At 59.2% G+C, this 26,118-nt stretch carries 6 protein-coding genes; 2 read left to right on the top strand and 4 right to left on the bottom strand.

Annotated features, from left to right (window positions below):
• Nucleotides 1-29: 29 nt before the first annotated feature.
• Together FEK50_RS02130 and FEK50_RS02135 are read left to right on the top strand one after the other, a co-directional pair.
• Nucleotides 30-452 (top strand): hypothetical protein, encoded by a 423-nt coding sequence (locus FEK50_RS02130; protein ID WP_131160999.1) that lies wholly within the window; start codon nucleotides 30-32, stop codon nucleotides 450-452.
• Nucleotides 449-652, top strand: a complete 204-nt coding sequence (locus FEK50_RS02135; RefSeq protein WP_131160998.1) for a hypothetical protein — start codon at nucleotides 449-451, stop codon at nucleotides 650-652. Before FEK50_RS02130 ends, FEK50_RS02135 begins: the two co-directional genes overlap by 4 nt.
• A gap of 3 nt (nucleotides 653-655) precedes the next feature.
• Here the strand turns inward: FEK50_RS02135 and cueR are convergent, their stop codons facing one another.
• The 4 genes from cueR to FEK50_RS02155 are packed head-to-tail and all read right to left on the bottom strand — an operon-like array spanning nucleotide 656 to nucleotide 26,066.
• Nucleotides 656-1,063, bottom strand: coding sequence for a Cu(I)-responsive transcriptional regulator (cueR, locus tag FEK50_RS02140; protein WP_001026744.1), 408 nt, complete (start codon nucleotides 1,061-1,063; stop codon nucleotides 656-658).
• Nucleotides 1,060-2,235 (bottom strand): HlyD family type I secretion periplasmic adaptor subunit, encoded by a 1,176-nt coding sequence (locus FEK50_RS02145; protein ID WP_131160997.1) that lies wholly within the window; start codon nucleotides 2,233-2,235, stop codon nucleotides 1,060-1,062. The genes cueR and FEK50_RS02145 overlap by 4 nt, the downstream gene beginning before the upstream one ends.
• Nucleotides 2,232-4,394 carry a type I secretion system permease/ATPase gene (locus tag FEK50_RS02150; protein WP_130260283.1) on the bottom strand — a complete coding sequence of 721 codons (2,163 nt, stop codon included), beginning with the start codon at nucleotides 4,392-4,394 and terminating at the stop codon, nucleotides 2,232-2,234. The genes FEK50_RS02145 and FEK50_RS02150 overlap by 4 nt, the downstream gene beginning before the upstream one ends.
• 3 nt (nucleotides 4,395-4,397) lie before the next feature.
• Nucleotides 4,398-26,066 (bottom strand): Ig-like domain-containing protein, encoded by a 21,669-nt coding sequence (locus tag FEK50_RS02155; protein ID WP_131160996.1) that lies wholly within the window; start codon nucleotides 26,064-26,066, stop codon nucleotides 4,398-4,400.
• Nucleotides 26,067-26,118 lie beyond the last annotated feature (52 nt).

Consider the following 26,118-nt stretch of genomic DNA (forward strand, 5'->3'; position numbering starts at 1 on the left):
AATTATCCGCACATTATTTAAGGTTAACAATGATGAATAGCACCATTAAATCGTTTTCCCTGCTGGCGGTTATATTACTGGCTGGCTGTAGCTCCCCCACTTCCCGCATCGCAGATTGCCAGGCGCAGGGCGTCAGTCATGACACCTGTTATCTCGCAGAACAACAGCGTCAGGCGGCTATTTTAAATGCATCCGAGGCGCAGGCATTTAAAAATGCAGAAGCCGCACAACATGCCCAGGCCGCTAAAAAAACCATTTATAAAGGATTTGGCCTTACCTTCAGAATGAGCAGTAAGAACTTCGCTTATCTCAATGATTCATTATGTGCCATAGATGAAGATAATAAAGATGCCACCGTATATCAGTCGGGTCTGTATAACGTCATTGTTTATCATCACACAGGAAAAGTCGCCTTAATGAAAGAAGGCCAGTTTGTGGGCTATTTAAAATGAAGGAGCAAAAGAAAATAGCCATGACGCATATTATGATTATCGGTGCGTTTATTTTTGCCTTCCTGCAAGTGGTGTTATTAGCCTCCCTGGTTCACGCTGTGAATGTTAACAACGAAATCCAGGAAGGCTTATTTCAGTCGGGGCGCATTATGGTAGAAAGTTTGCAGCATATTCTTTCGATGCAAACAGGGATTAACTGATTTTCACCCCGCCCGATGATGACAGCAGCCGGAGAGATTTTCGATAATCGGGCAGTCGGCGCTGTCATCGCCGGGGCAGGCATTCGCCAATGCCAGTAGCTGGTCGCGCATGGCTTGCAGCTCTTCAATATGTCGCTCGATCTCCGCGACTTTCTCCAGCGTGCGCCGTTTTACATCGGCGCTATGACGCTGCGGGTCGTTAAACAGATTCACCAGTTCGCCGCTCTCTTCCAGGTTAAAGCCCACCTGGCGTGCCTGGCGCAGTAAGGTCAGTTCGTTGAGATGCTGCTGCGTATAGGTACGATAACCGTTTTCGCTGCGCATCGGCGGTGTCACCAGTCCCTTCTCTTCATAGAAGCGAATGGCTTTGCTGGTCAGGCCGGTAATTTTTGCCACATCGCTAATGTTCATCGTTCGCGCAACGCCTCCTGTGCTTTGTTAAAGGGTTTCAACAGATAATCCAGCACGCTTTTTTTACCCGTGCGGATATCGACCGTCGCCACCATACCGGGGAATATCGGAAACTGCTGTTTATGTTTATTTTCCAGATGGTTGCTGAAGGTGCGAATGTACACTCGATAGTAATAAACATCGCGCCGTACTTCATCCTGAATGGTGTCCGGTGAAATCACCGCAACTTCTCCTGGTAAGCCGCCATAGATGGAGTAATCGTAAGCGGTTATTTTCACCAGTGATTTTTGCCCCGGATGGATAAACGCCACATCGCGCGGGGAGATTTTCGCCTCAATCAGCAGTTGCTCATCCAGCGGCACGATGGTCATGAGTTTACCACCTGGGGCGATGACGCCGCCAACCGTAGTGACGTCAATGTCTTTGACAATGCCACGCACCGGCGCGGTAAAATCCAGCCTGGTGAGAGAGTCTTCCCGCCCGCGGATCACCGAACGCTGGGTTTCGACCTCTTCGTTGGCTTTTGCTAACTCTTCCCGTGCCTGAACGTAATATTGCGTGCGCACGTCGCTGAGTTTGTTTTCCAGTTCATTGGACTGGCGTTGCAAACGCAGCACTTCGACGCTGCTCGCCGCCCCCTGTTTCACCAGCGGCTGGGTCATCGCCAGTTCGCGATTGACCAGGCTAATTCCTTGTGTCAGCCCGGTGGTGGCTTTGTTCAGCCCGTCGCGGCGAGTGTTGTACAACGCCGTTTCCGACTCGATAAGCTCGGGGAATTTATTCAGTTCGTCGGGGAACACCAGCGGTTTATTGCTGACTTCCGCCCGCAGCCGTGCCGAGGTTGCCAGCGCCGCGTACAGCCGCGACATTGCTTCCTGCACGTCGGATTCGGTTTTGGTGCGGTTAAGCTGCGCCAGCGGCTGGCCTTGCTCAACAATATCGCCCACCTTCACGTCGAGATGATACAAAATCCCGCCTTCCAGCGACTGCACCACCTGTTCACGCCCGGAAGGTTCTACGGTGCCGCTACCGGTAGTGACTTCATCAAGCTGGAAATACCACGCCCAGCCGAGAAAACAGAGCAGCATGACGACGGTCACACGTACCGCCAGCGCCGAGCGCGGCAGGCGGGGTTCAGTCAGGCCACGGTTATATTGCAGTTGTCCGTTCATGCGGCAGACCCCTTATTCTTCTCCTGCAACACCACCCGTCGCGCCGTGGGTTCGCCCTGTTCACGCAAAATGGCCTCTTTCGCACCATCCATCACAATCCGCCCCTGATCCATCACGATTATCCTGTCCACCAGTTGCAGCATCGCCGTGCGGTGAGTGGCGATAACCAGCGTGCGATGGCCAATCCACTGTTTCAGTTGTTCGATTAAGTGCGCTTCCGCCATTTCGTCCAGCGAAGCGCTGGGTTCGTCGAGCAGGACGATATTCGGTTGAGAGATGAGGAGCCGCGCCAGCAACAGCGTTTGCCGCTGACCACCAGAGAGGCCAAATCCCCCTTCCTGAATCATGTAGTTGAGGCCGTTTTTCTGCTTCTGCACAAACGGCAGCGCCCCGCTGAGGGTTAACGCGCGTTCGATATCTTCATCGCTGGCTTCCGGCATCCCCATGGTGAGGTTTTCCCGCAGCGAGCCGAAGAACAGTCGTCCGGTCTGGCTGAGCAGCCCCATGTCGCGGCGCAGATCCGCCGGATCAAGCTGCCCAATACTGATGTTATCCAGCAGCACCTGCCCCTGCTGGGCGATACGCATTCCGGCGAGCATTTGCAGTAGCGTCGATTTACCCGCGCCGTTGCGGCCAAGAATGGCGATTTTCTCTCCGGCCTGAATGTTGAGTTTGCCAATCGCCACATCGGCAATCTTCTCTTCTTCGTCGTAATAAAACACCGCGTTGCTGAACTGATAATTGCCGTGCAGCACCGCTTTATGCACCAGTTTGCCGTGCTCCGGCTGATCCACCGGGCGCTTCATCAGTTCATCAAGCCCGTTACGCGCCACTTTCGCCTGCTGCCAGCGCGAGAGCACGCCGGATATCTGCGACAGCGGCGCAATAGTGCGCGAAGCCAGGATCGTCGTCCCGACCAGCGCGCCGGTGGTCATGTCACCATTCATCACCATAAAGCAGCCCACCAGCAGTACCACCACGTAGACGATGGACTGCACTTCCTGCGTCCAGGTAAGCAGCAGCCCGGTGAGAAAACGTTGCCTCATGCTGATGGACGAGGCCACGTCGTTGGTGTGGTTCCACTGATTCTGAAAACGCTGCTCGGCGCGCAGCAGTTTAATGTCTTCAATCGACTGCACCGCTTCCACCAGCGTAGCGTTGCGTACCGCTGACTCGCGCATCCCTTCGTTCGCCAGCCGCGCCAGCGGGCGTTGAATCAGCAGACCGGGGATCACCAGTAATGGCAGCGCCAGCAAAACCACCAGCACCAGCCAGCCGCCGATCATCCACAGAATAAAGACAAACAGCAGGAAGAACGGCAGATCCGCCACCGCGCCAATGGTGGTGGAAGTGATCAGCTCCCGCACCGATTCCAGTTCGCGGATCTGCGAGATAAACGATCCGGTGGATTTCGATCGCACGTTGTTTTTCAGCCGTAATGCGTGACCAAAAACGCGATCCGAAATGCGCAGATCCGCCCGCTTGCCAATCATATCTGAGAGGTGCGTGCGCACCATGCGCATACAGAACTCAAACAGAATCGCCATCATCACCCCGGCGAACAGCACCCACAGCGTCGGGTACGATTGCGCCGGAACGACGCGGTCGTAAACCTGCATCGAGAAAATCATCGCCGCCAGCGCCAGCACGTTCGCCACCAGTGAGGCCAGCATAATATCGCCGTAGCGCCGCCAGTCTTTCAGCGACAGACTCCAGAACCAGTTCGCCTGATACGGGCGAATGTAGTCATCCACCCGCGCATCAGGGATGGCGCTAAGCGGGCGCAGTAGCGCCAGTTCGACGATTTTATCTTCAATATCAGCGACGTTCAGCGTGGTTTCCAGCCCTTCGTCACCGCTGAACTGAACGCTGATATTGTCGTGATTGTCGCGGCGGGTGATTACGCCAATCTGCTGATTATCAAAAACCGCAATCAGCGGCAGCCGCCACGGGTTAAGCGAATCGGCAGAAAACTCCACCAATCGCAGCCCCATTCCCAATTGCCGCGCCATATCGGTGAGCAACTCTTCCCGTTTGCTGTCGCGCTCCCAGTTGACGGTCGCGCGCACGTTCTCCTGTGAAAAATCAAGGCGATAATAGCGCGCCACGGCGATCATCGCCTCCAGCCAGGCTTCCACGGACTGGGCATTTTTTTTCATTATCTACACCACCATCAACTGATGATTCGCCAGCAAAGTGGCGAGGTCGGTATGCACGCCCGTCAGCGTGACCACGTTAGTTGCCGCAAAAGTGCCGCCCGTGCCGTCGCGGTCGATCTGCACGATGGTGTCGCTGCCGCTCTGGGTGACTTTGACAAAATCACTGATGTTTCCGGCCTGCGCATCCAGCGTTGCCACGCCGTTGACGTAGCTGGCTTTGCCGTTGCCGGTATAGCCGCTGCCCTGTAACAGCTCGCGGATATCAATGCGATCGGTGTCGGCGGTGCCTTCCCATGTCCCTACCGTAAAGCCATTCACCACGTCCGAGCCATTGCCACCAGTGGCGTCGCTGGCGTTGAGCAGTTTATAGAGCAAGGTGTCATGGCCCCCGTTGCCGATGTTGATGGTGTCGTTACCGCCGCGCCCTTCCAGTTGGTTATCGCCGCTGCTGCCCGTCAGGGTGTCGTTAAAGTTGGAGCCGGAAATGCCTTCGATATTGGTAAATGTCGAGGTGTTAAAGCCGGTCGCCTGGGCAGTGGTGGTGCTTAAGTTGGCGGTGATCCCCACTGTGGAGAGGCGGAAATCGACCACGTCCATTCCGCCGTTCGCCAGCCAGGTCCCGGTGCCGGAGCTGTACACCCAGCCGCCGGAACCGTCGTAGGTGTCGGTGCCAGCAGTAGCGAAGAAGGTGTCGTTATAGCCCGTGCCGACGAACTTACCGTTGTTGCTCGCCGTGCCTGCTTCGGCGCTGAGATCGTAAGCGTGGGTAGCATCAGTGGCATGTAAACCGCCCCAACTGGTATTCACCGTCTGGTCGATATTGCTGGCAGTGGTGCCGGTGGATTTGATCAGCACCGCGTTGTAAGTTTCCCCGGCATTCAGCCCGTAGAAATTGACCAGCGCCGAGGTGTCGTTGACGCCCATCCCCGACTGCGGGTTGATGATTTGCGTAGCGACCAGCACTCCCGCCGAGTTGTAGAGTTTTACGGTATTACCGTAATAGACGTTAATGCCGTTGGGATCGGTGATGCGCAGGTGCAGCGAGGTACCGTAGCTCACCGTGTTAGTATTGCGGATCAGGAACACGCTGCCCGACTGTTTGGTCACCAGCACATCCACCGCGCCGTCCCAGTCGTAATCCATTGCCGCCACGCCGCTGGTGATGCCGCTCTGGCTGCCGCCGAGGGTAGATTGTGTCCAGTTACTGGCATTACTGACGTTAGTATAGAGGTACGACTGCCCGGTCTGAGCAATACGCGCGATATCCATTAACCCGTCATGATCCCAGTCCACTGCCACGCTGAACTGGCTGGCATAGGTTGTACCCGTAGCCCCCACCGCCACCGGATTCCCCAACACGCCGTTGGTATTGAATAACAGCGAGCCGTAGTTAGCTCTTCCCTGGCTGGCGGGCAGGAAGAGGTCCATATCGCCGTCACCATCGAAATCTGCCCAGGTCATGGAGACAGACGTCGAGTTACCACCGCTGCCTGCAACGCTGAGGAAGGTGTTGATGGTGTTCTGCCCCCAGACAAACGTGCCGTTGCCCTGGCTGATGAGCGATGAAAGGGTGTAGTAGTTATTCAGGTTGAAGGTGTGCTGAACCAGGTCTACCCTGCCGTCATTGTTGAGATCGACGCCGGAACCTTCGTTAAGGGAAAGATAGCCGTTCACCACCCCGCCGACCGTGGCGCTCCCTCCGTTGTTGGCGGTGGTGGAGTTGCCTACCAAGGTGCCTGCGTTATTCCACAGGAAGGTATTAGAGTCCGGCCCGCCTGCGTCGCCAATCCAGAAATCGAGATAGCCGTCGCCCTCTTTATCAAACGCCACAATCGAGCCATACCATGTCAGCGTGCCGACGTTCACCTGAATGGCGCTGGAAAAGGTGCCGTCGCCGTTATTGGTAAAGCCGTTGATATAGCCCGTGCCGTAGTCATCACGGGTGATAAACAGATCGCCTGTACCGTTACGATCGTAATCGGCAATGGAACTGGTTGCGTAGTTGTTGCCGCTTTGCACCAGCGTCAGTGCGGTCTTCGACCAGGTGAGCGGATCGGTTGATTGCATAATTTGCTGGTTAGCCAGCACCGTCCACATCCCATGGTTGTCGAGGCCGTAGGTCAGCCCCCAGGCGGTCGTTTTATTGGCAGTTGTCCAGGCGGGCGTGTAATCAATCGCCGCGTTGACTGTCACCGTGCCGTTGCTGACGTTGGCGGTGTTGCCGTTGCCCGCCGAGCTTTTTACCTGCGCGGTGACGTTATAGGCGGTCGCGGACGCCGCCAGCACATCGGTATCCGGTAACTGCACATACCAGGTGTTATGCGCCGGATCGACTACCACCGCACCGCCCGGCTGCGAGGTGTAGGTTTTGCCATTGATGACCACTTCGACATACTGCCCACTGGCGAGCGCGGCAGTGATCACCCCGCTGATAATCGGCGTGGTATCGCGCGTGGTCTGGCTGGTGATTTGCGCCAGCGTGGTCGGAATAGAAGTATCGACCGTCAGGATAAAATCGCTGGAGGAGGTGATATTCCCTGCCAGATCCACTACCCGCGCGCTGTAGGTATAGGCGCCGCTGACCAGACCGCTGTCGCTGTAGGTCCAGTTCAGCGCACCTACCATCGTCACCGCGCCTAACAGCAGACCGTTACGGTAGAGGTAAACCACTTCACCGCTGGCCAGCGGACCGGAGAGCACGCCGTTCAGCAGTGGCGTGGTATCGTCAGTGGCCTGCGAACTGCTTAACGTCCCCTGCCGCTGCCCGACATCATCGGTATACGACACAATAGTTGGCGTGGCGGTGGGGTTAATCGTATCGACCACCACCGTTTTCGACACCACCGGGCCGGTATTTCCCGCCAGATCCAGCACCCGCACCTGATAAACATAGCTGCCATCGGTCAGCGTGCGGCTGTCGGTGTAAGTCCACTGCGTGCCGTTGGTAGTGAGCGTGGTCCAGGTCGCACCGCCATCAAGGCTAATCTGCGCCACTTCGCCGCTCGCAAGCCCCGCCCCCAGCGAACCGGTCAGCGTGAGCGAGGTATCACTGGTGATAAAGTCGGTGGACGAACTCCCCGTGTCGGTGCTGATGCTGGCGATGGTCAACACCTGCGCCGGGTTAACGGTGTCGATCTGCGCCGACTGGCTGCCGGTTGCGCCAACGTTGCCCGCCAGATCGACCACTCGTACCTGCCAGGTCGTCGTGCCATTCGTTAGCGTGCGTCCGTCAACGTAACTCCAGTTCAAGCCGTCTGCCGCCAGCGTTACGTTCACCCAGGTTGCACCGTTGTCGGTGCTGATTTGCGCGAACTCATTAGCCCCTAGCGCCGCGCCCAGTACGCCGCGCACGGTAAGCGAGGTGTCGCTGGTAATAAAATCGCTGCTGCTGGCTCCGGTGTCGTCACTGATACCGGTAATGGTGATGCTTTTCGCCGCTTCCGGACTGGTGGTATCGACCACCACGTTTTGCGTCGCGGTCTGCCCGACGTTCCCCGCCAGATCCACCACCCGCACCGTGTAGTTCCAGGTGCCGTCGGTCAGTGAGCGACCATCGGCATAGCTCCAGCTGGTGCCGATAACGGTTAACGTGGTCCAGGTAACGCCGCCGTCGAGGCTGATTTGCGCCCGTTCATCGGCGGCCAGCGCCGCACCGAGCGTCCCGCGCACGGTCAGCGTGGTGTCGCGAGTAACAAAATCGCTGCTGCTTAACCCGGTGTCATCGCTGATGCCCGCAATGGCGATGGTTTTGCTCGCCAGCGGCGCGGTGGTGTCAACGGTGACAATCTGGCTGGCGGTCGCACCGATATTTCCGGCGGTGTCGATCACCCGCACCTGATAGTTGTAGTTACCGTCAGCCAGCGTGCGTCCGTCAAGGTACGTCCAGGTTAATCCGCTTACCGACAGATTCTGCCAGGTGGTGCCGCCGTCGATGCTGATTTGCGCGAACTCACCGGCAGCCAGCGTCGCCCCCAGCGTGCCGCTTACCGCAAGCGTCGTGTCGCTGGTGATAAAATCGTTAGTGATCAATCCGGTATCGGTGGTGATCGCGCTTATGGCGATGGTTTTTACTGCTGGATCTGGCGCGATGGTGTCGATCACCACGTTCTGGCTGTCGGTCGCGCCAACGTTGCCCGCTGCGTCAATCACCCGCACCTGATAGAGATAGTTGCCATCGGTCAGCGTGCGGCTGTCGTTATAGCGCCAGGTCGTGCCAGTAACGGTAAGCGTGGTCCAGGTTACGCCGCCGTCGATACTGATTTGCGCCGTCTCGTTACTGGCAAGCGCGGCGGTGAGCGAGCCGTTGACCACCACCGGACTGACGCTGGTGATAAAGTCGCTGGCGCTAAGCCCGGTGTCTGCTTGCAGGGAATCAATATTAATGCCCATCGCCGGGGCGCTGAGATCGACGGTAATGGTGTGATTACTGTTACCGGTGTTGCCAATGGCGTTGCTCACCGAGGCGTTAATCACGTAGGCGTTGCCGTCCGCCAGCGCGGTGACATCGGCGCTGCCGAGCGTGTAGCTCCAGCTACCGCCCGTCTGTACCGTAGTGGTGTAGGTTTTGCCGTTTAAGGTCAGGGTCAGCGTCTGCCCAACTGGGGCGGTGGTGGTGCCGCTGATCACCAGCGACGAGCCATGTTCCGCCGCGTTCACTACATCGTCGCCCGCAAAAGTGTTGATGGTGACGGTAGGCACATCGCCGTTCAACGTCACGCCACGGCTGGCGCTACCGGGGTTTCCGGCCTGATCGCTGACCGTCGCGCTAATGGTGTAGCTGCCGTCGCTTAATCCGGCAAACTGCTGCGCCGGAATAAACACCGACCAGCTTCCGCCGCTGCCGACCGTGGCGGTCCAGCTCTGACCGTTAAAGGTGACGGTCACCGTCTGACCCACTTCGGCGGTGGTGGTGCCGCTGATGGTCTGCCCGGCAAGCTGCTCGGCGTTGTTGATAATATCGTCACCCGCCACGGTGGCGATGGTCACCGTTGGCGCAACGGTGTCAACGGTCAGAGCGTGCGTGGTTTGACCGGGGTTGCCCGCGCGATCGTTCACGCTGGCGGTAATGGTCTGCGCGCCCTGCCCGAGCGCTGCCAGATCCGCCGCAGGCACGTTCAGCGCCCAGGTGCCATTGGCAGCAACCGTGGCGGTGTAGGTTTTGCCGCCAAAGGTGACGGTGACCGTCTGCCCCACTTCCGCGCTGGTCGAGCCGTTAAGGGTTAACGGCTGCTGTTGTTCTGCGGCGTTGAGTCGGTCGTCCGTCGAAACGGTGTTAATGCTGATAATCGGTGCGGTGAGATCCACCGCTACGCTGCGCGAGGCCGTGGCGCTGTTTCCGGCGCTGTCCTGAGCGGAGGCGCTGACCGTGTAGCTGGTGCCATCCGCCAGTGCCGCGACGTCTGCCGCTGGCACGTTCACGCTCCAGCTCCCGTTGCTTTGAATAGTGGCGCTGTAGCCTTTGCCGTTAAGCAACACGGTCACTACTGTGCCTGTCGCAAAATTAGTGCCAGTGCCGCTCAGGGTCAGCGCACTGCCTGCTTCGGCGGCATTAATAAGGTTATCGCCGCTGATGGTGCTGACCGAAAGTGACACTGCCGCCGTATTGATCTGCACGTTGTGCGTCTGGGTGCTGCTGTTACCTGCGCTATCGGTGATGGTGGCGCTGATGGTCACCGTGCCGTCCGCAAGGCCGGAAATCACGCTGGCAGGCACGCCGACGCTCCAGTTGCCGCTGGCATCGGTGCTGGTGACATACTGCTGCCCGGCGATGGTCACCACCAGGCGGTCGCCCGCGACCGCGCCCATGGCGGTGCCGCTGATAATCTGCGCCTGAGTGTGTTCGACGTTGTTAATCACATCATCGCCCGCCACGGTGTTAAAGCTGATGACGGGCGCGGTGGTATCGACGGTCACGCCTTTGCTGGCGCTACCAGGATTCCCCGCCAGATCGCTGACCGTGGCGGTCAGGGTGTAGCCGTTATTAGCAAGCGTGGTTAAGGCGCTGGCAGGCAGCGTTAAGCTCCAGCTACCGTCCGCCTGCACCGTGGTCTGGTAGTTGCTGCCGTTGAGCGTGACGGTGAGCGTTTGCCCCGTTTCCGCCGTACTGGTGCCAGACACCGTTACGCCCGCCGCGGCTTCGCTGGCGTTGATGATGTTATCGCTGGCTATCGTGTTGATGGTGACGATCGGCGCGGCGCTATCGACGCTGTATTCATGCGTTGCCGTGGCGCTGTTGCCATTGACGTTAGTCACCCGCACCTGGGCGCTGGCATCACCATCACGCAACGTCGCCATATCCGCAGCCGGAACGGTGGTGCTCCAGCTACCGTTTGCTGCCACCGTGGTGGTGTAGGTTTTGCCACCAAAGATCACAGTAACGGTTTGCCCCGCTTCGACGCCGGACGTACTGCCGGAGAGCGTTAGCGCCGCGCCTTTTTCGGCGGCGTTAATCACATCATCGCTGGTGATGCTGTTCATGCTGATGGCGACGGTAGTGAGATCAACCGTGACCGGATGGGTAATGCTGGTTTGCGTTCCGGCACTGTTCGCACCGCTAACGCTAATGTTCAGCGTTCCCGCAGGCCAGTTGCTGACATCCGCCGCCGGAACGCCGACGCTCCAGGTGCCGTTTGCCAGCACCGTGGCGGCGTAAGTTTGGTTATTAATCACCACCGTCAATGCCGTCCCTGCGGCAAAACCGGAACTGCTGCCAGTAATCACCTGCGCCTGACCGTGCTCGATGATATTGACCACATCATCGCCTGCGACGGTATCGACTCGCAGACCTGGCAGACTGGCGTCAATGGTGATATCGCGCGTGCCGCTGCCGGTGTTGCCAACGGCGTTGGTCACCGAGGCGTTAACGGTTAACTCACCGTTACCCAGCGCCTGCCAGTCGGCTGAGGGGACATTCACGCTCCAGCTTAAATCTGGCTGGACGGTGGCGCTGTAGGTTTTGCCGCCCAGCGCAACGGTGACGGTGCTGCCCGCCGCCGCACCGGTTACCTGACCGCTGATGGTTTGTGCGCTGCCTGCTTCGGCGGCATTGATAATATCGTCCGTCGCCACCGGATTAATGGTCACACCCGGCAGCGCGGTATTGACCTGCACGTTATGGCTGGCGGTGCTGCTGTTGCCCTGGGCGTTGGTGACGCTCGCCGTCACGCTGTAGGTAGCTTCGCCCAGCGCACTGACTGCCGAGGCGGGTACGGTAACGCTCCAGTTGCCGGAAGCGTCGGTGGTAGTGCTGTAGTTTTGTCCGTTCAGCGTCACGGTGATCGCCGTGCCCGCAGGTTGATCGCTGGTGCCGGAAAGCGCCAGATTCAATCCTTTTTCAGTGGCGTTGATCACGTCATCACCCGCGATGGTGTTGATGCTAATCACTGGCGCGGTGAGGCTGACGGTAACGGTGCGGCTGGCGTCGTCGCTGTTGCCCGCCCGATCGCTGACGCTGGCGGTGATCGTCTGCGCACCGCTACCGAGTGCCGTAACATCCGCCGCCGGGACGCCGACGCTCCAGTTGCCGGAGGCATCCAGGGTGGTGGTGTAGGTTTTGCCGTTGAGCACGACGCTCACCACATCGCCCGCTTCCCCGCCCGTGCTGGTGCCGGAAATCACCAGCGCCTGCCCGTGTTCGGCGTCGTTGATGATGTCATCGCCCGCCACGGTGTTAATGGTGAGAACGGGCGCGGTGGTGTCTATCGCCAGATTATGGCTGGCGCTGCCGGGGTTACCCGCTTTGTCATTGACTGTGGCGCTGACGGTGTAATTGCTTGCGGTCAGCGCACCTAAGGCTGAGGTGGGAACGCTGATGCTCCAGCTACCGTCCGCCTGTACATTACCGCTGTAGGTTGCGCCATTAAGGGTGACGGTGACCGTCTGCCCGGTTTCGGCGGTGCTGGTGCCGCTGATGGTGAGCGGGCTTCCGGCCTCCGTGGCGTTAAGAATATCGTCGCTGGCGATGGTATTAATGGTGAGCGTCGGCACGCTGGCGTCAACGCTATACGCATGGGTCGCCGAGGCACTGTTGCCGCTCGCGCTGCTGACGCTGGCCTGCACGTTCGCCGCGCCGTCTGGCAGAGTTGCCAGATCCGCCGCCGGAACCGTTACACTCCAGCTCCCGTTAGCGGCGACGCTTGCGGTGTAGGTTTTGCCGCCAAAGGTAACGGTAACGGTTTGCCCGCTTTCAATCCCGCTGGTGGTGCCGGAAAGGGTCAGCCCGGCACCTTTTTCCGCCGCGTTAATTACGTCATCGCTGGCGACCGTATTGATGCTGATCGCCACCGCCGTTAAATCGACGGTGAATGGATGGCTGACGTTGACTGGATTTCCGGCGCTGCTCTGGCCGGCCACGTCAACGGTTAACTGCCCCGCAGGCCAGGCGCTGACGTTTGCTGCCGGAATGCCTATGCTCCAGCTCCCATCTGCCTGTACCGTGGCAGCATAGGCCACGTTGTTGATGGTGACCGTCAGCACGGCGCCGGCATTCAGACCGCTGCTGCCGCCAGTGATTACCAGTGCCTGTCCGTGCTCGATGCTGTTGACGATATCATCGCCCGCCACGGTATCCACCCGCAGTCCAGGCAGGTTGGCGTCAATGGTGATATCCCGCGTGCCGCTACCCGTATTGCCATTCGCGTTGGTGACCGAGGCGGTAATGGTCAAATCACCATTGCCCAGCGCCTGGAGATCGGCTGCAGGAACGCTGATACTCCAGCTTAAGTTGCCCTGTACCGTGGTGGTGTAAGTGTTGCCGCCCAGCGTCACGGTGACTGTATCGCCAACTGCCGCGCGGGTGACCACCCCGCTGATGGTTTGATCGGCGCCTGCTTCAGCCGCATTAATAATATCGTCGCCCGCCACGGTGTTAATGGTGACACCCGGCAGGCCGCTATCGACCAGTAAATTGGCCTGGCTGCTGGCGGTGTTGCCCACCGCACTGGTAGCGCTGGCGCTGACGGTATAGTTGGCCTGGCCTAATGCCGCCAGATCGCTGACCGGCACGGTTAACGTCCAGTTGCCCGCTGCGTCGGTGGTGGCACTGTAGTTATGACCGTTCAGTGTGACGGTAACCTGTGCGCCCGTCGCCAGCCCCGTACTACTGCCGCTAATGGTCAGCGGTTGTCCTTTTTCATTGGCGTTCAATACGTTATCGCCGCTGATGGCGTTAAAGATAATTGATGGCAGGCCGGTATTGACCGTCACCTGATGCGTGGCGCTGCCGCTGTTACCGGCGGCATCGGTGACGCTGGCGTTAATGGTCACCGTGCCGTTCGCCAGTGCCGAGACGACGCTTGCCGGGACACCGACGCTCCAGTTACCGCTGGCATCCAGCACGGTGGTAAAGGTGTTTGTGCCGATAGTCACCGTCACGGTGCTACCGGTTGCCGCGCCAGTAGCGGAGCCGCTGATAATCTGCGCCTGGGCGTGTTCCGTCGCGTTGATCACATCATCGCCCGCCACCGTGTTGATGGTGACGACCGGAACGGAAGTATCCACCGTCAGGTTGTGATTAACCGAGGCCGGGTTTCCGGCCTTGTCGCTCACTGCCGCGCTGACGGTGTAGTTGCTGGCGGTCAGCGCGCTTAAGTCGGCTGGCGGCACGCTGACGCTCCAGCTGCCATCCGTTTGTACGGTGCCGGTATAGTTTGCACCATTGAGCGTGACGGTCACTGTCTGCCCCGCTTCCGCCGTGCTGCTGCCGGTGATGGTCAGCGCCGCTCCGGCTTCGGCGGCATTAAGAATATCGTCACCCGCAATAGCGTTGATGGTCACCGTTGGCGCGCTGGCATCGACGCTGTAAGCGTGGGTCGTGGTGGCGCTGTTGCCGTTAACATTGCTGACGCTGGCCTGTGCGCTGGCATCGCCCTCACGCAGGGCTGCCATATCCGCCGCCGGAACCGTGGTACTCCAGGAACCATTCGCCGCGACGCTTGCTGTGTAGGTTTTGCCGCCAAAGGTGACGGTAACCGTTTGACCAGCCTCCACGCCGGAAGTGCTGCCGGAGAGCGTTAACGCCGCGCCTTTTTCAGCGGCGTTAATCACATCATCGGCGGTAATGGCGTTGATGCTGACGGCAATCGCCGAGAGATCGACAGTCACCGGATGCGTAACGCTGACCGGGTTTCCGGCGGTGGTGCTACCGCTCGCCGTAATTGTGACCGTCCCCGCAGGCCAGGCGCTGACATCCACCGCCGGAACGCCGACGCTCCAGGTGCCATCCGCCAGTACCGCCGCAACATACGTTTGCCCGTTAATGGTCAGCGTGACGTTGCTGCCCGCCGCCAGGCCGGAACTGCTGCCGGTAATCACCAGCGCCTGCCCGTGCTCGATAATGTTGACCACATCATCGCCAGCGACAGTATCGACCCGCAGACCGGGAAGATTCGCGTCGATGGTGATTTCGCGCGTGCCGCTACCGGTGTTGCCTACGCTGTTCGTTACCGAAGCCGAAATGGTCAGTTCGCCGTTGCCCAATGCCTGTAAAGCGGCTGCCGGAACATTAATACTCCAGCTTAAATTCGCCTGCACCGTGGCGGTGTAAGTCGCCCCGCCGAGCGTGACGGTTACCGTGTCGCCCGCCGCCGCACCTGTGACCTGACCGCTGATGGTCTGGCCCGCGCCCGCTTCGGCAGCGTTAATAATATCGTCGCTCGCCACAACGTTAATGGTGACGCCAGGTAGCGCGGTATTGACCTGCACGTTATGGCTGGTGGAACCGCTGTTGCCAACTGAGTCAGTAGCGGCGGCGGTCACCGTGTAAGTCGCTTCACCGAGCGTACCAACCGCAGACGCTGGAACGGTCACGCTCCAGTTACCTGAGGCATCGGCAGTAGTGGTGTAATTTTGCCCGTTGAGCGTAACGGTTACCTGCGTACCCGCAGGCTGGTTGCTGGTGCCGGAAATCGCCAGATCCGCACCTTTCTCCGTGGCGTTGATAATGTCATCGACGGCAATGGTGTTGATGCCGAGCACGGGTGCGCCGAGCGCCACGCTGACAGTGTGCGAGGCTGTGCCGCTGTTACCTGCGGAGTCGGTGACCGTGGCGGTAATGGTCACATCGCCCTGCGCCAGCGCGGAAATCACGCTGGCAGGCACGCCGATGCTCCAGTTGCCGTTGGCGTCCAGCACGGTGGTATACGTGTTGGCGCCAATCGTCACGGAAACCGTGTTACCGGTGGTCGCGCCCGTTGCCGAGCCGCTGATAATCTGCGCCTGAGCATGTTCCGTGGCGTTGATGATGTCATCGCCCGCCACCGTGTTAATGGTGACGACTGGGGCAACGAGATCTACCGTCAGATTATGCGTTGCCGAGGCCGGATTTCCGGCTTTGTCGCTGACCGCCGCGCTCACCGTATAGGGGCTTGCGGTGAGGTTGGCTAAATCGCCAGTTGGTACGCTGACGCTCCAGCTACCGTCAGCCTGTACGTTCCCGCTGTAACTGACGCCGTTTAGCGTCACGGTCACCGTCTGCCCGGCTTCTGCCGTACTGGTGCCGCTGATGGTCAGCGCCGTTCCGGCTTCCGCGGCATTAAGAATATCGTCGCTGGCAATGGTGTTGATGGTAACGGAGGGCGCGGTGGCATCAACGCTGTAAGCATGTGTTGCCTGGGCGATGTTGCCAGCTACGTTGCTGACGCTGGCTTGTACGTTTGCTGCGCCGTCCGGCAAGGTTGCGAGATCGGCGGCTGGGATCGTCAGCCCCCAGGTATTATCCGCGGCAACCGTGGTGGTGTAGCTTTTGCCGCCGAAAATAACGGTGATGGTCTGCCCCGCTTCCACGCCGGAGGTGGTGCCGGAGAGCTGCAAATCGCTGCCTTTCTCGGTGGCGTTAATTACATCGTCGCCGGAAAGGGTATTGATGGTGATAGCGGCGGCAGCGAGATCGACCGTAACTGGATGGCTGATGCTGGTTGTGGTTCCAGCAGTATTAGTGCCAGAGACGGCAATATTAACCGTCCCTGCAGGCCAGTTTGCGACATCTCCCGCCGGAACGCCGACGCTCCAGCTGCCATCGGCGAGTACCGTTGCGCCGTAGGTGACGTTGTTGATTTCCACTGTCAGTGGCGTTCCCACCGCCAGTCCGGTACTGCTACCGGTGACCACCAGCGCCTGACCGTGCTCGATAATATTGACCACATCATCGCCTGCTACGGTATCGACGCGCAGACCTGGCAGGTTGGCGTCTATCACGATGTCGTGTGTGGCGGTGCCGGTATTGCCTGTGGTGTTGGTGACCGAGGCGGTGATGGTCAGCTCACCGTTACCTAACGCCTGCAAATCAGCCGTCGGTACGCTGACGCTCCAGCTTAAATCTGGCTGCACGGTGGCTGTGTATTGATTACCGCCGAGCGTGATAGTGACCGTGTCCCCTGCTGCTGCCGTCCCTGTAACCTGACCGCTGATGGTCTGGTTAACGGCAATTTCAGCGGCGTTGATAATGTCATCACCAGCTACGGTGTTAATGATTACCCCAGGCAGGAGTGATTCGACATTCACCGTATGGGTGGTACTGCCGCTGTTGCCTGCGCTGTCGGTGGCGCTGGCGCTAATTTGATACACTGCCTCGCCCAAGGCACCGACTGCCGAAGCTGGCACGGTAACGCTCCAGTTGCCGGAACCGTCGGTGGTGGCGCTGTAAGCCAGGCCGTTCAACATCACGGTGACCGTGGAGCCCGTCGCCAGGCCGCTGGAGCCGCCGCTGATGATTAGATCCTGGGTTTTCTCTGCATTATTAATAATGTCATCACCGGAGACGGTGTTGATGGTCAGCGTCGGGCCGCTGAGATCAACGGTCACATCGTGAGTCGTGCTGTCGCTGTTGCCCGCGCGATCGCTCAGGCTGGCGGTAATGGTCTGGCTACCGGTCGCCAGCGCCGTGACATCCGCCGCCGGAATACCGACGCTCCAGTTACCGGAAGCGTCCAGCGTGGTGGTGTAGTTTTTGCCGTTGAGCGTGACGGTGACCACATCGCCGGGTTCCGCGCCCGTGCTAGTGCCGCTCACCACCAGCGCCTGCCCGTGTTCGATAGCGTTGATAATGTCATCGCCCGAAACGGTGTTAATGGTGAGATCCGGCGCGGTAACGTCCACCGCCAGCGCATGATCGGCGCTTGCCGGGTTACCCGCTTTATCGCTCACCGTCGCAGTCACGGTATAGCTGCTGGCGGTTAATCCGCTTAAATCCGTTGCCGGAACATTCACGCTCCAGGTGCCATCGGCCTGGACGGTGGTCTGGTACGTGTTGTTATTGAGCGTGACAGTCAGCGTCTGCCCGGCCTGCGCCGTGGTGGTGCCGCTGATGGTGATCCCCGCGCCCGCTTCGCTCACATTAAGAATATCGTCGCTGGCGATGGTGTTGATGGTAATGATCGGCGCGGTGCCATCGACGCTGAAAGCATGAGTCGCCTGGGCGCTGTTGCCGTTAATATTGCTGACGTTCGCCTGCACGTTGCCCGCGCCGTCTGGCAACGCAGCGAGATCGGCAGGCGGTACATTCACCGTCCAGCTACCGTTGGCTTCCACGGTGGTGGTGTAATTTTTACCGCCAAAGGTGACGGTCACCGTCTGTCCGGCTTCCACGCCGCTGGTGCTGCCGCTTACGACCAGCGTTTCGCCTTTCTCCACGGCGTTGATCACATCATCGCCGGAGAGAGTGTTAATGGTGATGGCGACTGCCGCCAGATCGACGGTAACCGAATGGGTAATGGTGGAGGTTGTTCCGGCGCTGTTAGTGCCGCTTACCGTAATATCCACCGTACCCGCAGGCCAGTTGCTGACGTCGGCCGCCGGAACGCCGAGATTCCATGTGCCATCGGCTAAAACCGTGGCAGCGTAAGTGACGTTGTTGATCACAACCGTTAACGCCGTTCCTGCCGTCAGTCCAGTGCTGCTCCCGGTAATCACCAGCGCCTGACTGTGCTCAATGCTGTTAATAACATCATCACCCGCTACGGTATCGACACGCAGGCCAGGCAGATTGGCGTCGATAGTGATGTCTCGCGAGCCGCTGCCCGTGTTGCCAACGCCATTGGTGACCGAGGCGTTAACCGTCAGAGAACCGTTGCCCAGCGCCTGAATATCCGCCGCCGGAACGCTGACACTCCAGCTTAAATTAGCCTGCACCGTGGCGGTGTAGGTGTTGCCACCCAGCGTAACGGTGACCGTATCTCCCTGCGCCGCGCCCGTCACCTGACCACTGATGGCTTGCGCATTGCCCGCTTCGGCAGCGTTGATAATGTCATCGGTCGCCACCGCGTTAATGGTGACGGCAGGCAAGGCGCTGTTGACCAGCACATTATGGCTGGCGGAATTGCTGTTGCCCGCCGTGTCAGTGACGTTTGCCGTTACTGTGTAGTTGGCCTCACCCAATGCACTGACCGCTGAGGCTGGCACCGTGGCGCTCCAGTTGCCGGAAGCATCTGTGGTGGCGGTGTAATTTTGCCCGTTCAGCGTCACCGTAATGGTGGTGCCTGCGGGCTGATTACTGGTGCCGGTGATTTGCAGATCCGCGCCTTTTTCCGTGGCGTTAATGACGTCATCGCTGGCGATAGTGTTGATGCCAATGGTTGGCGAGGTGAGATTCACAGTGACCGTGCGGCTGGCGTCATCGCTATTACCTGCTACATCGGTAATGGTGGCAGTGATGGTTTGCGGGCCGCTGCCCAGCGCAGTGACATCTGCCAGCGGAACGCCGACGCTCCAGTTGCCGGAAGCGTCCAGCGTGGTGGTGTAGGTTTTACTGTTTAACGTGACGGTGATGACATCGCCCGCTTCGCCGCCAGTGCTGGAACCGGAGATCACCAGCGCCTGCCCGTGTTCGGCGGCGTTAATAATGTCATCGCCGGAGACGGTGTTGATGGTCAGCACTGGAACGCTGAGATCTACCGCCAGACCGTGAGTCGCGGTCGCCGGGTTACCCGCTTTGTCGTTCACCGAGGCGCTGACCGTGTACTGGCTGGCGGTCAGATTGCTGAGATCCGCCGTCGGTACGCTGACGCTCCAGCTGCCGTCCGCCTGGACGGTGCCGCTGTAAGTCACGCCATTAAGCGTGACGGTTACCGTCTGCCCCGCTTCGGCGCTACTGCTGCCTCTGATGGTTAACGGATTGCCCGCCTCGGCGGCGTTAAGAATATCGTCAGTGGCGATGGTGTTAATGGCAAGCGTCGGGGCTGTGGCATCGACGCTGTAAGCGTGGGTTGCCGAAGCCGTGTTGCCGTTAATAGTGCTGACGCTGGCCTGCACGGTGGCGTCGCCGTCGCGTAATGCGGCGAGATCGGCGGCAGGCACGCTGGTTGTCCAGCTACCATCGCCCGCTACGGTGGCGGTGTAGGTTTTACCGCCAAAGGTAACAGTGACCGTTTGCCCCGCTTCCACGCCAGAGGTGCTGCCGGAAAGGGTTAAATCGGCCCCTTTTTCAGCAGCGTTAATCACATCGTCGCCGGAAACGGTGTGAATGGAAATCGCCACCGCTGCCAGATCGACGGTGACCGGATGGGTGATGGTGACCGGGTTTCCTGCGCTAGTAGCACCTGAAACCGTGATATTCACCGTCCCCGCAGGCCAGTTGCCCACATCTGCCGCCGGAACACCAACGCTCCACGTGCCATCGGCTAATACTGTCGCAGCGTAAGTGACCGTGTTTATCACCACCGTCAGCGCCGCGCCCGTCGCCAGCCCGCTGCTGCTACCGGTTATCACCAGCGCCTGAGCGTGCTCGATGCTATTGACCACATCATCGCCCGCCACGGTATCAACGCGCAGACCTGGCAGGTTGGCATCGATAGTTATATCGCGCGAACCGCTGCCGGTATTGCCAACGCCGTTGGTCACCGAGGCGTTAACCGTCAGGTCGCCATTACCGATGGCCTGAATATCCGCCGCCGGAACGTCCACGCTCCAGTTTAAATTCCCCTGCACGGTAGCGGTGTAGGTTTTCCCGCCTAGCGTCACGGTAACCGTATCGCCCGCCGCCGCGCCCGTCACCTGACCGCTGATGGTCTGCGCCACGCCCGATTCGGCGGCGTTAATAATATCGTCAGTCGCTACCGGATTAATGGTGACACCCGGCAACGCGGTATTGACCTGCACGTTATGGCTGGCGGAATTGCTGTTGCCTGCGCTGTCGGTGACGTTCGCCGTCACCGTGTAACTGGCTTCGCCCAGCGCACCGACGGCGGAGGCTGGCACCGTGGTGCTCCAGTTGCCTGCGGCGTCCGTCGTGGCGGAGTAATTTTGCCCGTTAAGCGTCAGCGTAATTGTGGTGCCTGCGGGCTGATTGCTGGTGCCGGAAATTTGCAGATCCGCGCCTTTTTCGGTGGCGTTAATCACGTCATCGGTGGCGATGGTGTTGATGCCAATGGTCGGTGCGGTAAGGTTAACGGTAACCGTGTGCGTCTCGCTATCGCTATTACCTGCCACATCGGTAACGGTCGCCGTCACGGTTTGCGGGCCGCTGCCCAGCGCCGTGACGTCCGCTGCCGGAACGCCGACGCTCCAGTTGCCGGAGGCATCCAGGGTAGTGGTGTAGGTTTTATTGTTTAACGTGACGCTGACGACATCTCCCGCTTCCCCGCCTGTGCTGGAACCGGAAATCACCAGCGCCTGCCCGTGCTCGGTGGCGTTAATAATATCGTCGCCCGCAATGGTGTTGATGGTGAGTACCGGAACAGTGAGATCCACCGCCAGATTATGCGTGGTGCTCGCCGGGTTGCCCGCTTTGTCATTGACCGTCGCCGTCAGGGTGTGGCTGCCATCCGTCAATGCCTCAAGATCTGCCGCCGGAATATTAATACTCCAGCTGCCGTCGGCCTGTACCGTTGCCTGATACGTCTGCACGGTCGGGCTGTTAAGCGTTATCGTAACAATCTGCCCCGCTTCAGCGGTGGTGGTGCCGCTCACCGTCACGCCCGCGTCAGCTTCGCTGGCGTTAACGATATTGTCGCTGGCAACGGTATTGATAATGATGGTTGGCGCGCTGCTGTCGACGCTGTAGTTATGCACCGCCGAGGCGCTATTGCCATTGATATTGCTGACGCTGGCCTGCGCGGAGGCGCTGCCATCGGTTAATGACGCCAGATCGGCGGCGGGAACGGTGGCGGTCCAGCTACCATCGCTCGCCACGGTAGCGGTGTAGTTTTTACCGCCAAAGGTCACGGTGACCGTTTGCCCGGCTTCTACATTCGTGGTGGTGCCGGAAAGCGTTAAATCAGCGCCTTTTTCTGCGGCGTTAATCACATCGTCCGTGGCGATAGTGTTGATGGTGATAGCCGCCGGAGTGAGATCCACCGTTACCGGATGCGTAATGCTTATCGGATTTCCGGCGCTACTTTCCCCAGAAACGGCAATATTAACCGTCCCCGCAGGCCAGGCGCTAACCTGCGCCGCCGTGACGCCCACGCTCCAGCTACCATCGGCCTGCACCGCAGTGGTGTAGTCCACATTATTAATCGTAACGGTAAGCGGCGTGCCTTCTGCCAGCCCCGAGCTGCTGCCGGTGACAACCAGCGCCTGCCCGTGTTCGATGATATTGACCACATCATCGCCCGCCACCGTATCGACCCGCAGACCGGGCAGATTAGCGTCGATGGTGATATCCCGCGTGCCGCTGCCGGTGTTGCCGTTTTGATTGGTGACCGAGGCGCTCACCGTCAAATCGCCATTACCCAGCGCCTGAATATCTGCCGCCGGAACGCTCACGCTCCAGCTTAATCCCGGCTGGACGGTGGTGGTGTAAGTATTACCGCCCAGTGTAATCGTTACCGTGTCGCCAACGGCGGCTCCAGTAACCTGCCCGCTGATGGTTTGCGCTACGCCCGCTTCGGCGGCGTTAATAATATCGTCGGTTGCCACCGGGTTAATGGTCACACCGGGCAGTGCGCTGTCGACCAGCACGTTATGGCTGGCGGTGGCGCTGTTGCCGATACTGCTTGTCACCGCCGCCGTTACCGTATAGTTGGCCTGGCCCAGGGCGGTTACCGCCGATGCCGGAACCGTGACGCTCCAGTTGCCGGAGGCGTCGGTCGTGGTGGTGTAAGTTTGCCCGTTCAGCGTCACGGTGATGGCGGTATTGGCTGGCTGATCGCTGGTACCGGTAATCTGGAGATCGGCTCCTTTTTCGCTGGCGTTTATCACATCATCGCCAGCAATGGTGTTAATACCAATTACTGGCGCGGCGGTATCGACCGTGACGGTCAGTGACTGGCTACCCGTGTTTCCGGCACGGTCAGTCACTGAAACGTTGACAGGATAACTGCCGTCCACCAGCCCACTGACCACCGAGGCCGGAACGCCCAGACTCCAGTTGCCGGAAGCATCCACCACCGTGGTGTAATTCACATTATTCAGCGTCACGGTGACGATATCGCCCGCCTGTGCGCCAGTGACCGTGCCGCTGATAATTTGCGCCTGAGTGTGTTCCGGCGTGTTGATGACGTTATCGGTCGCCACCGGATTAATGGTTACTACAGGTGGCGTGGCATCGACCAGCGCTACGCGTGAAACGCTGGTCGGATTACCCGCGACATCGTTCACGCTGGCGGTGACCGTGGCGTTGCCGTCAGCCAGTGCGCCAACGTTGGCGGCAGGTACGGTCACGCTCCAGGTGCCGTCTGACTGCACGACGCCCTGATACGTCTGCCCATTCAGCGTGACGGTCACCGTCTGCCCCGGCTGGGCGTCGGTGGTGCCAGTGATTTGCAGATCCTGACCACTTTCGGCGGCGTTGATGATGTTATCGGCGGTCAGCGAATCGATACTTAAGGCTGGCGCCTGACTGTCGACGGTAATGGTGCGGGAGGTGTCGCCAGTGTTACCGCTGATATTAGTGACGGTCGCGGTGATTTCTGCTGCGCCATCGGGCAGACTGCTTACCGCGCTGGCGGGAACGGTCAGGCTCCAGGAACCGTCATTCTGAACAGTGGTCGTCAGGGTTTGCCCGGCAAATTTCACGACTACCGTTTGCCCAGCCTCTACTCCTTGAGTGGTGCCGGTCAGCGTCAGCGGCGCACCTTTTTCTGCGGCATTGATAATGTCATCGCCGGAGACGGTATTGATAACAATCGCCACGCTACCCGCATCAACCAGCACATTATGGTTGATAGAAACCGGGTTACCTGCCGGATCTTCCGCACTGGCGGTAACAATAACCGTGCCCGCAGTGAGCGCCTGCAAGTCCGCAGCTGGAACACCCACCTGCCAGTTGCCGTTGCTGTCGGTCACGCCCTGATAGCTTTCGTTGCCGAGTGTTACCGTCACGGTAGTGTCCGCAGGTAAATGGCTACTGCTGCCAGAAATGACCAAATCCTGCTGCTGTTCGAGAGCGTTAATAACGTCATCGCCGGAGACAGTATTGATACGCAGTCCCGGCAGCGTGGCGCTGATGGTGATATCACGCTCACCATTACCAGTGTTGCCATGCCCGTTCGTCACAGAGGCATTTATCGTTAACGCCCCATCGCCCAGCGCCTGTAAATCCGCCGTCGGTACGTTCACGTTCCAGGTAAGGTTGCTGCCCACCGTCGCCGTGTAGGTATGACCGCCCAATTCAATAGTGACGGTATCACCCTGCACCGCACCCACGACGCGCCCACTGAGGGTTTGATCTGCCGCTGCTTCGGCGTTGTTAACAATGTTGTCGCCCGCAAAGGTGTTGATGATCACCTGCGGCAGCACCGTATCGACCAGCAAATTGCTCTGCGCGGTGCCGGTGTTGCCGGTCACATCGGTGGCGCTGGCGGTAACGGTGTAATTGGTGTTTGCCAGATTCAGGACATCGCTCACCGGAACATTCAGCGACCAGACGCCGCCGCTGACCTGAGCGCTATACGTGACATTATTCAGCGTCACGTTAACCGTGCCGCCGTCAGGTAAATTGCTGGTGCCACTTAACGTGAGCGGCTGCTGAGATTCCAGCGCATTCAGTACGTTATCACCGCTGATGGTATCTATTGCCACCTGCGGCGCGACGCCTGCCAGCGTGATGTTATGGGTCGCCGTACCGGTATTTCCAGCGGCATCGGTAACCGTGACAATAATATCGTTAGGGCCACGCGCCAGGGTGCGGGTTACCGCCGGATCAAGCGCTACGTTCCAGCTGCCGTCTGCCTGTACCACGCCTGTCAGAACTGTGGCTCCTAACTTCACGGTGACGATATCCCCCGGAGAAGCCCCACTGACCTGACCGGAAATAATCTGCGCCACAATCTGTTCAGCGGTGTTAAGAATATCGTCGCCCGCAACGGTGTTAACGCTAACCACTGGCGCACTGGTGTCTACCGCGAAATTCGCACTGTTGCTGGTGGTATTTCCTGCCCGGTCGCTGACGCTGGCATTTACGGCGTAGTTGCCATCGGCCAGCGCCTGCACTTCTGCGGCAGGCAGCGTCACTTGCCAGGTTCCGTCGCTACCGACGGTTGCTGTGTGGGTGACGCCGTTCAGGTTCAGGGTTACGGTTTGCCCCGCTTCCGCATTCGATGTACCGCTTAACACCAGCGCGGCGTTATGTTCCGCGGCACTGACAATGTTGTCCTGGGCGATGGTGTTGATAGCAAGTGTCGGCGGTTGGGTATCGACCGTTAACAGTTGCGCGCCAGTGACCGTATTGCCCGTGGCATCTTTCCCACTGACCAGCACCGCCTGATTCCCTTCGCCTAACGCCTGTGCATCGGCGGTCGGTACTTGTACGCTCCAGACACCGTTAGCCCCAACGGTGGTAGTGTAGGTTTTGCCGTTTAGCGTAACGGTGAGTTCTGTTCCCTGTGCCAGATGGCTACTGGTGCCAGAAAGCGTAAATCCAGCGGCCTGTTCGCTGGCGTTAATAATGTTATCGCCTGCGGTGGTGGCGAGCTGTACGGCGGCCTGACTATTGTCGATGGTTAACGTTATCGACCCGGCGTTGGTAATGGTGCTACCGACGATCTGCACCACTGACCAGGTATGTTCGCCCGCGCTTTGCGTGGGCAAATCGACGCTCCAGCGTCCATCGCTACCGACCTGAGTACTGGCGATGGTATCACCATTGCTGTCTTTAATCTGGATGGTCGCCCCCGCCTGCCCGCTGCCGCTAAAGGTTGGCGTAGTGTCATCGGTGGTATCGTTGGCGGAAAGAATACCGCGTTGATCGCCCTGATTATCGGTTACCAAAAACGATGGCGTGGCGTTGCCGGGTTCGGCTGGCGGTGGGTTGTTAACCACTTCAGTTTTTGAGCCATCATCGCCACCGCTTGCCAGTAAAGCGCCAAGCGCGCCGCCACCTACCGCCGCCCCCGCCAGCCATCCCCACGGGAAAGCCGTCGTCTGACCGACAATATCGAGGTACGGCGCAATGCTTTCAATTGCGGTGGTCTGAGCGGTCAGCTCCACAGGCGCTAATCCACCTGCCGCGGTATCGGCAAAGGTGACATGAGTCAGCTGTTGACCATCGGCAAACACCAGTTCGGATTGTTCGCTGGTATTTGCCGCTTGCAGGAAATAACCGTTGCAGCGGATCACCGTGCCGTCCTGCATATAGATCAACAAGTCATTTCCGTCACGAACATAACGCGCAACGGCAGATGCCTGAGCATGAACCTGCACCACAGAGGGCTCATAAATGACAACCGTAACGTCGCCAGGATTGATCAGCGTTTGTTTGACGGATGTTTTTCGCGAAATAACATCAATAATCAGGCTCATAATGGCATTCCTGATAAATGGCGCACATCCTTAGCGAGTCCATTTATCTAAA

It is taken from the genome of Escherichia sp. E2586, from assembly GCF_005781105.1.
Classification (GTDB): domain Bacteria; phylum Pseudomonadota; class Gammaproteobacteria; order Enterobacterales; family Enterobacteriaceae; genus Escherichia.

Coding starts and splice junctions, on each gene's coding strand:
- FEK50_RS02130 (WP_131160999.1), top strand. CDS start 30: ATGATGAATAGCACCATTAAATCGTTTTCCCTGCTGGCGGTTATATTA.
- FEK50_RS02135 (WP_131160998.1), top strand. CDS start 449: ATGAAGGAGCAAAAGAAAATAGCCATGACGCATATTATGATTATCGGT.
- cueR (WP_001026744.1), bottom strand. CDS start 1,063: ATGAACATTAGCGATGTGGCAAAAATTACCGGCCTGACCAGCAAAGCC.
- FEK50_RS02145 (WP_131160997.1), bottom strand. CDS start 2,235: ATGAACGGACAACTGCAATATAACCGTGGCCTGACTGAACCCCGCCTG.
- FEK50_RS02150 (WP_130260283.1), bottom strand. CDS start 4,394: ATGAAAAAAAATGCCCAGTCCGTGGAAGCCTGGCTGGAGGCGATGATC.
- FEK50_RS02155 (WP_131160996.1), bottom strand. CDS start 26,066: ATGAGCCTGATTATTGATGTTATTTCGCGAAAAACATCCGTCAAACAA.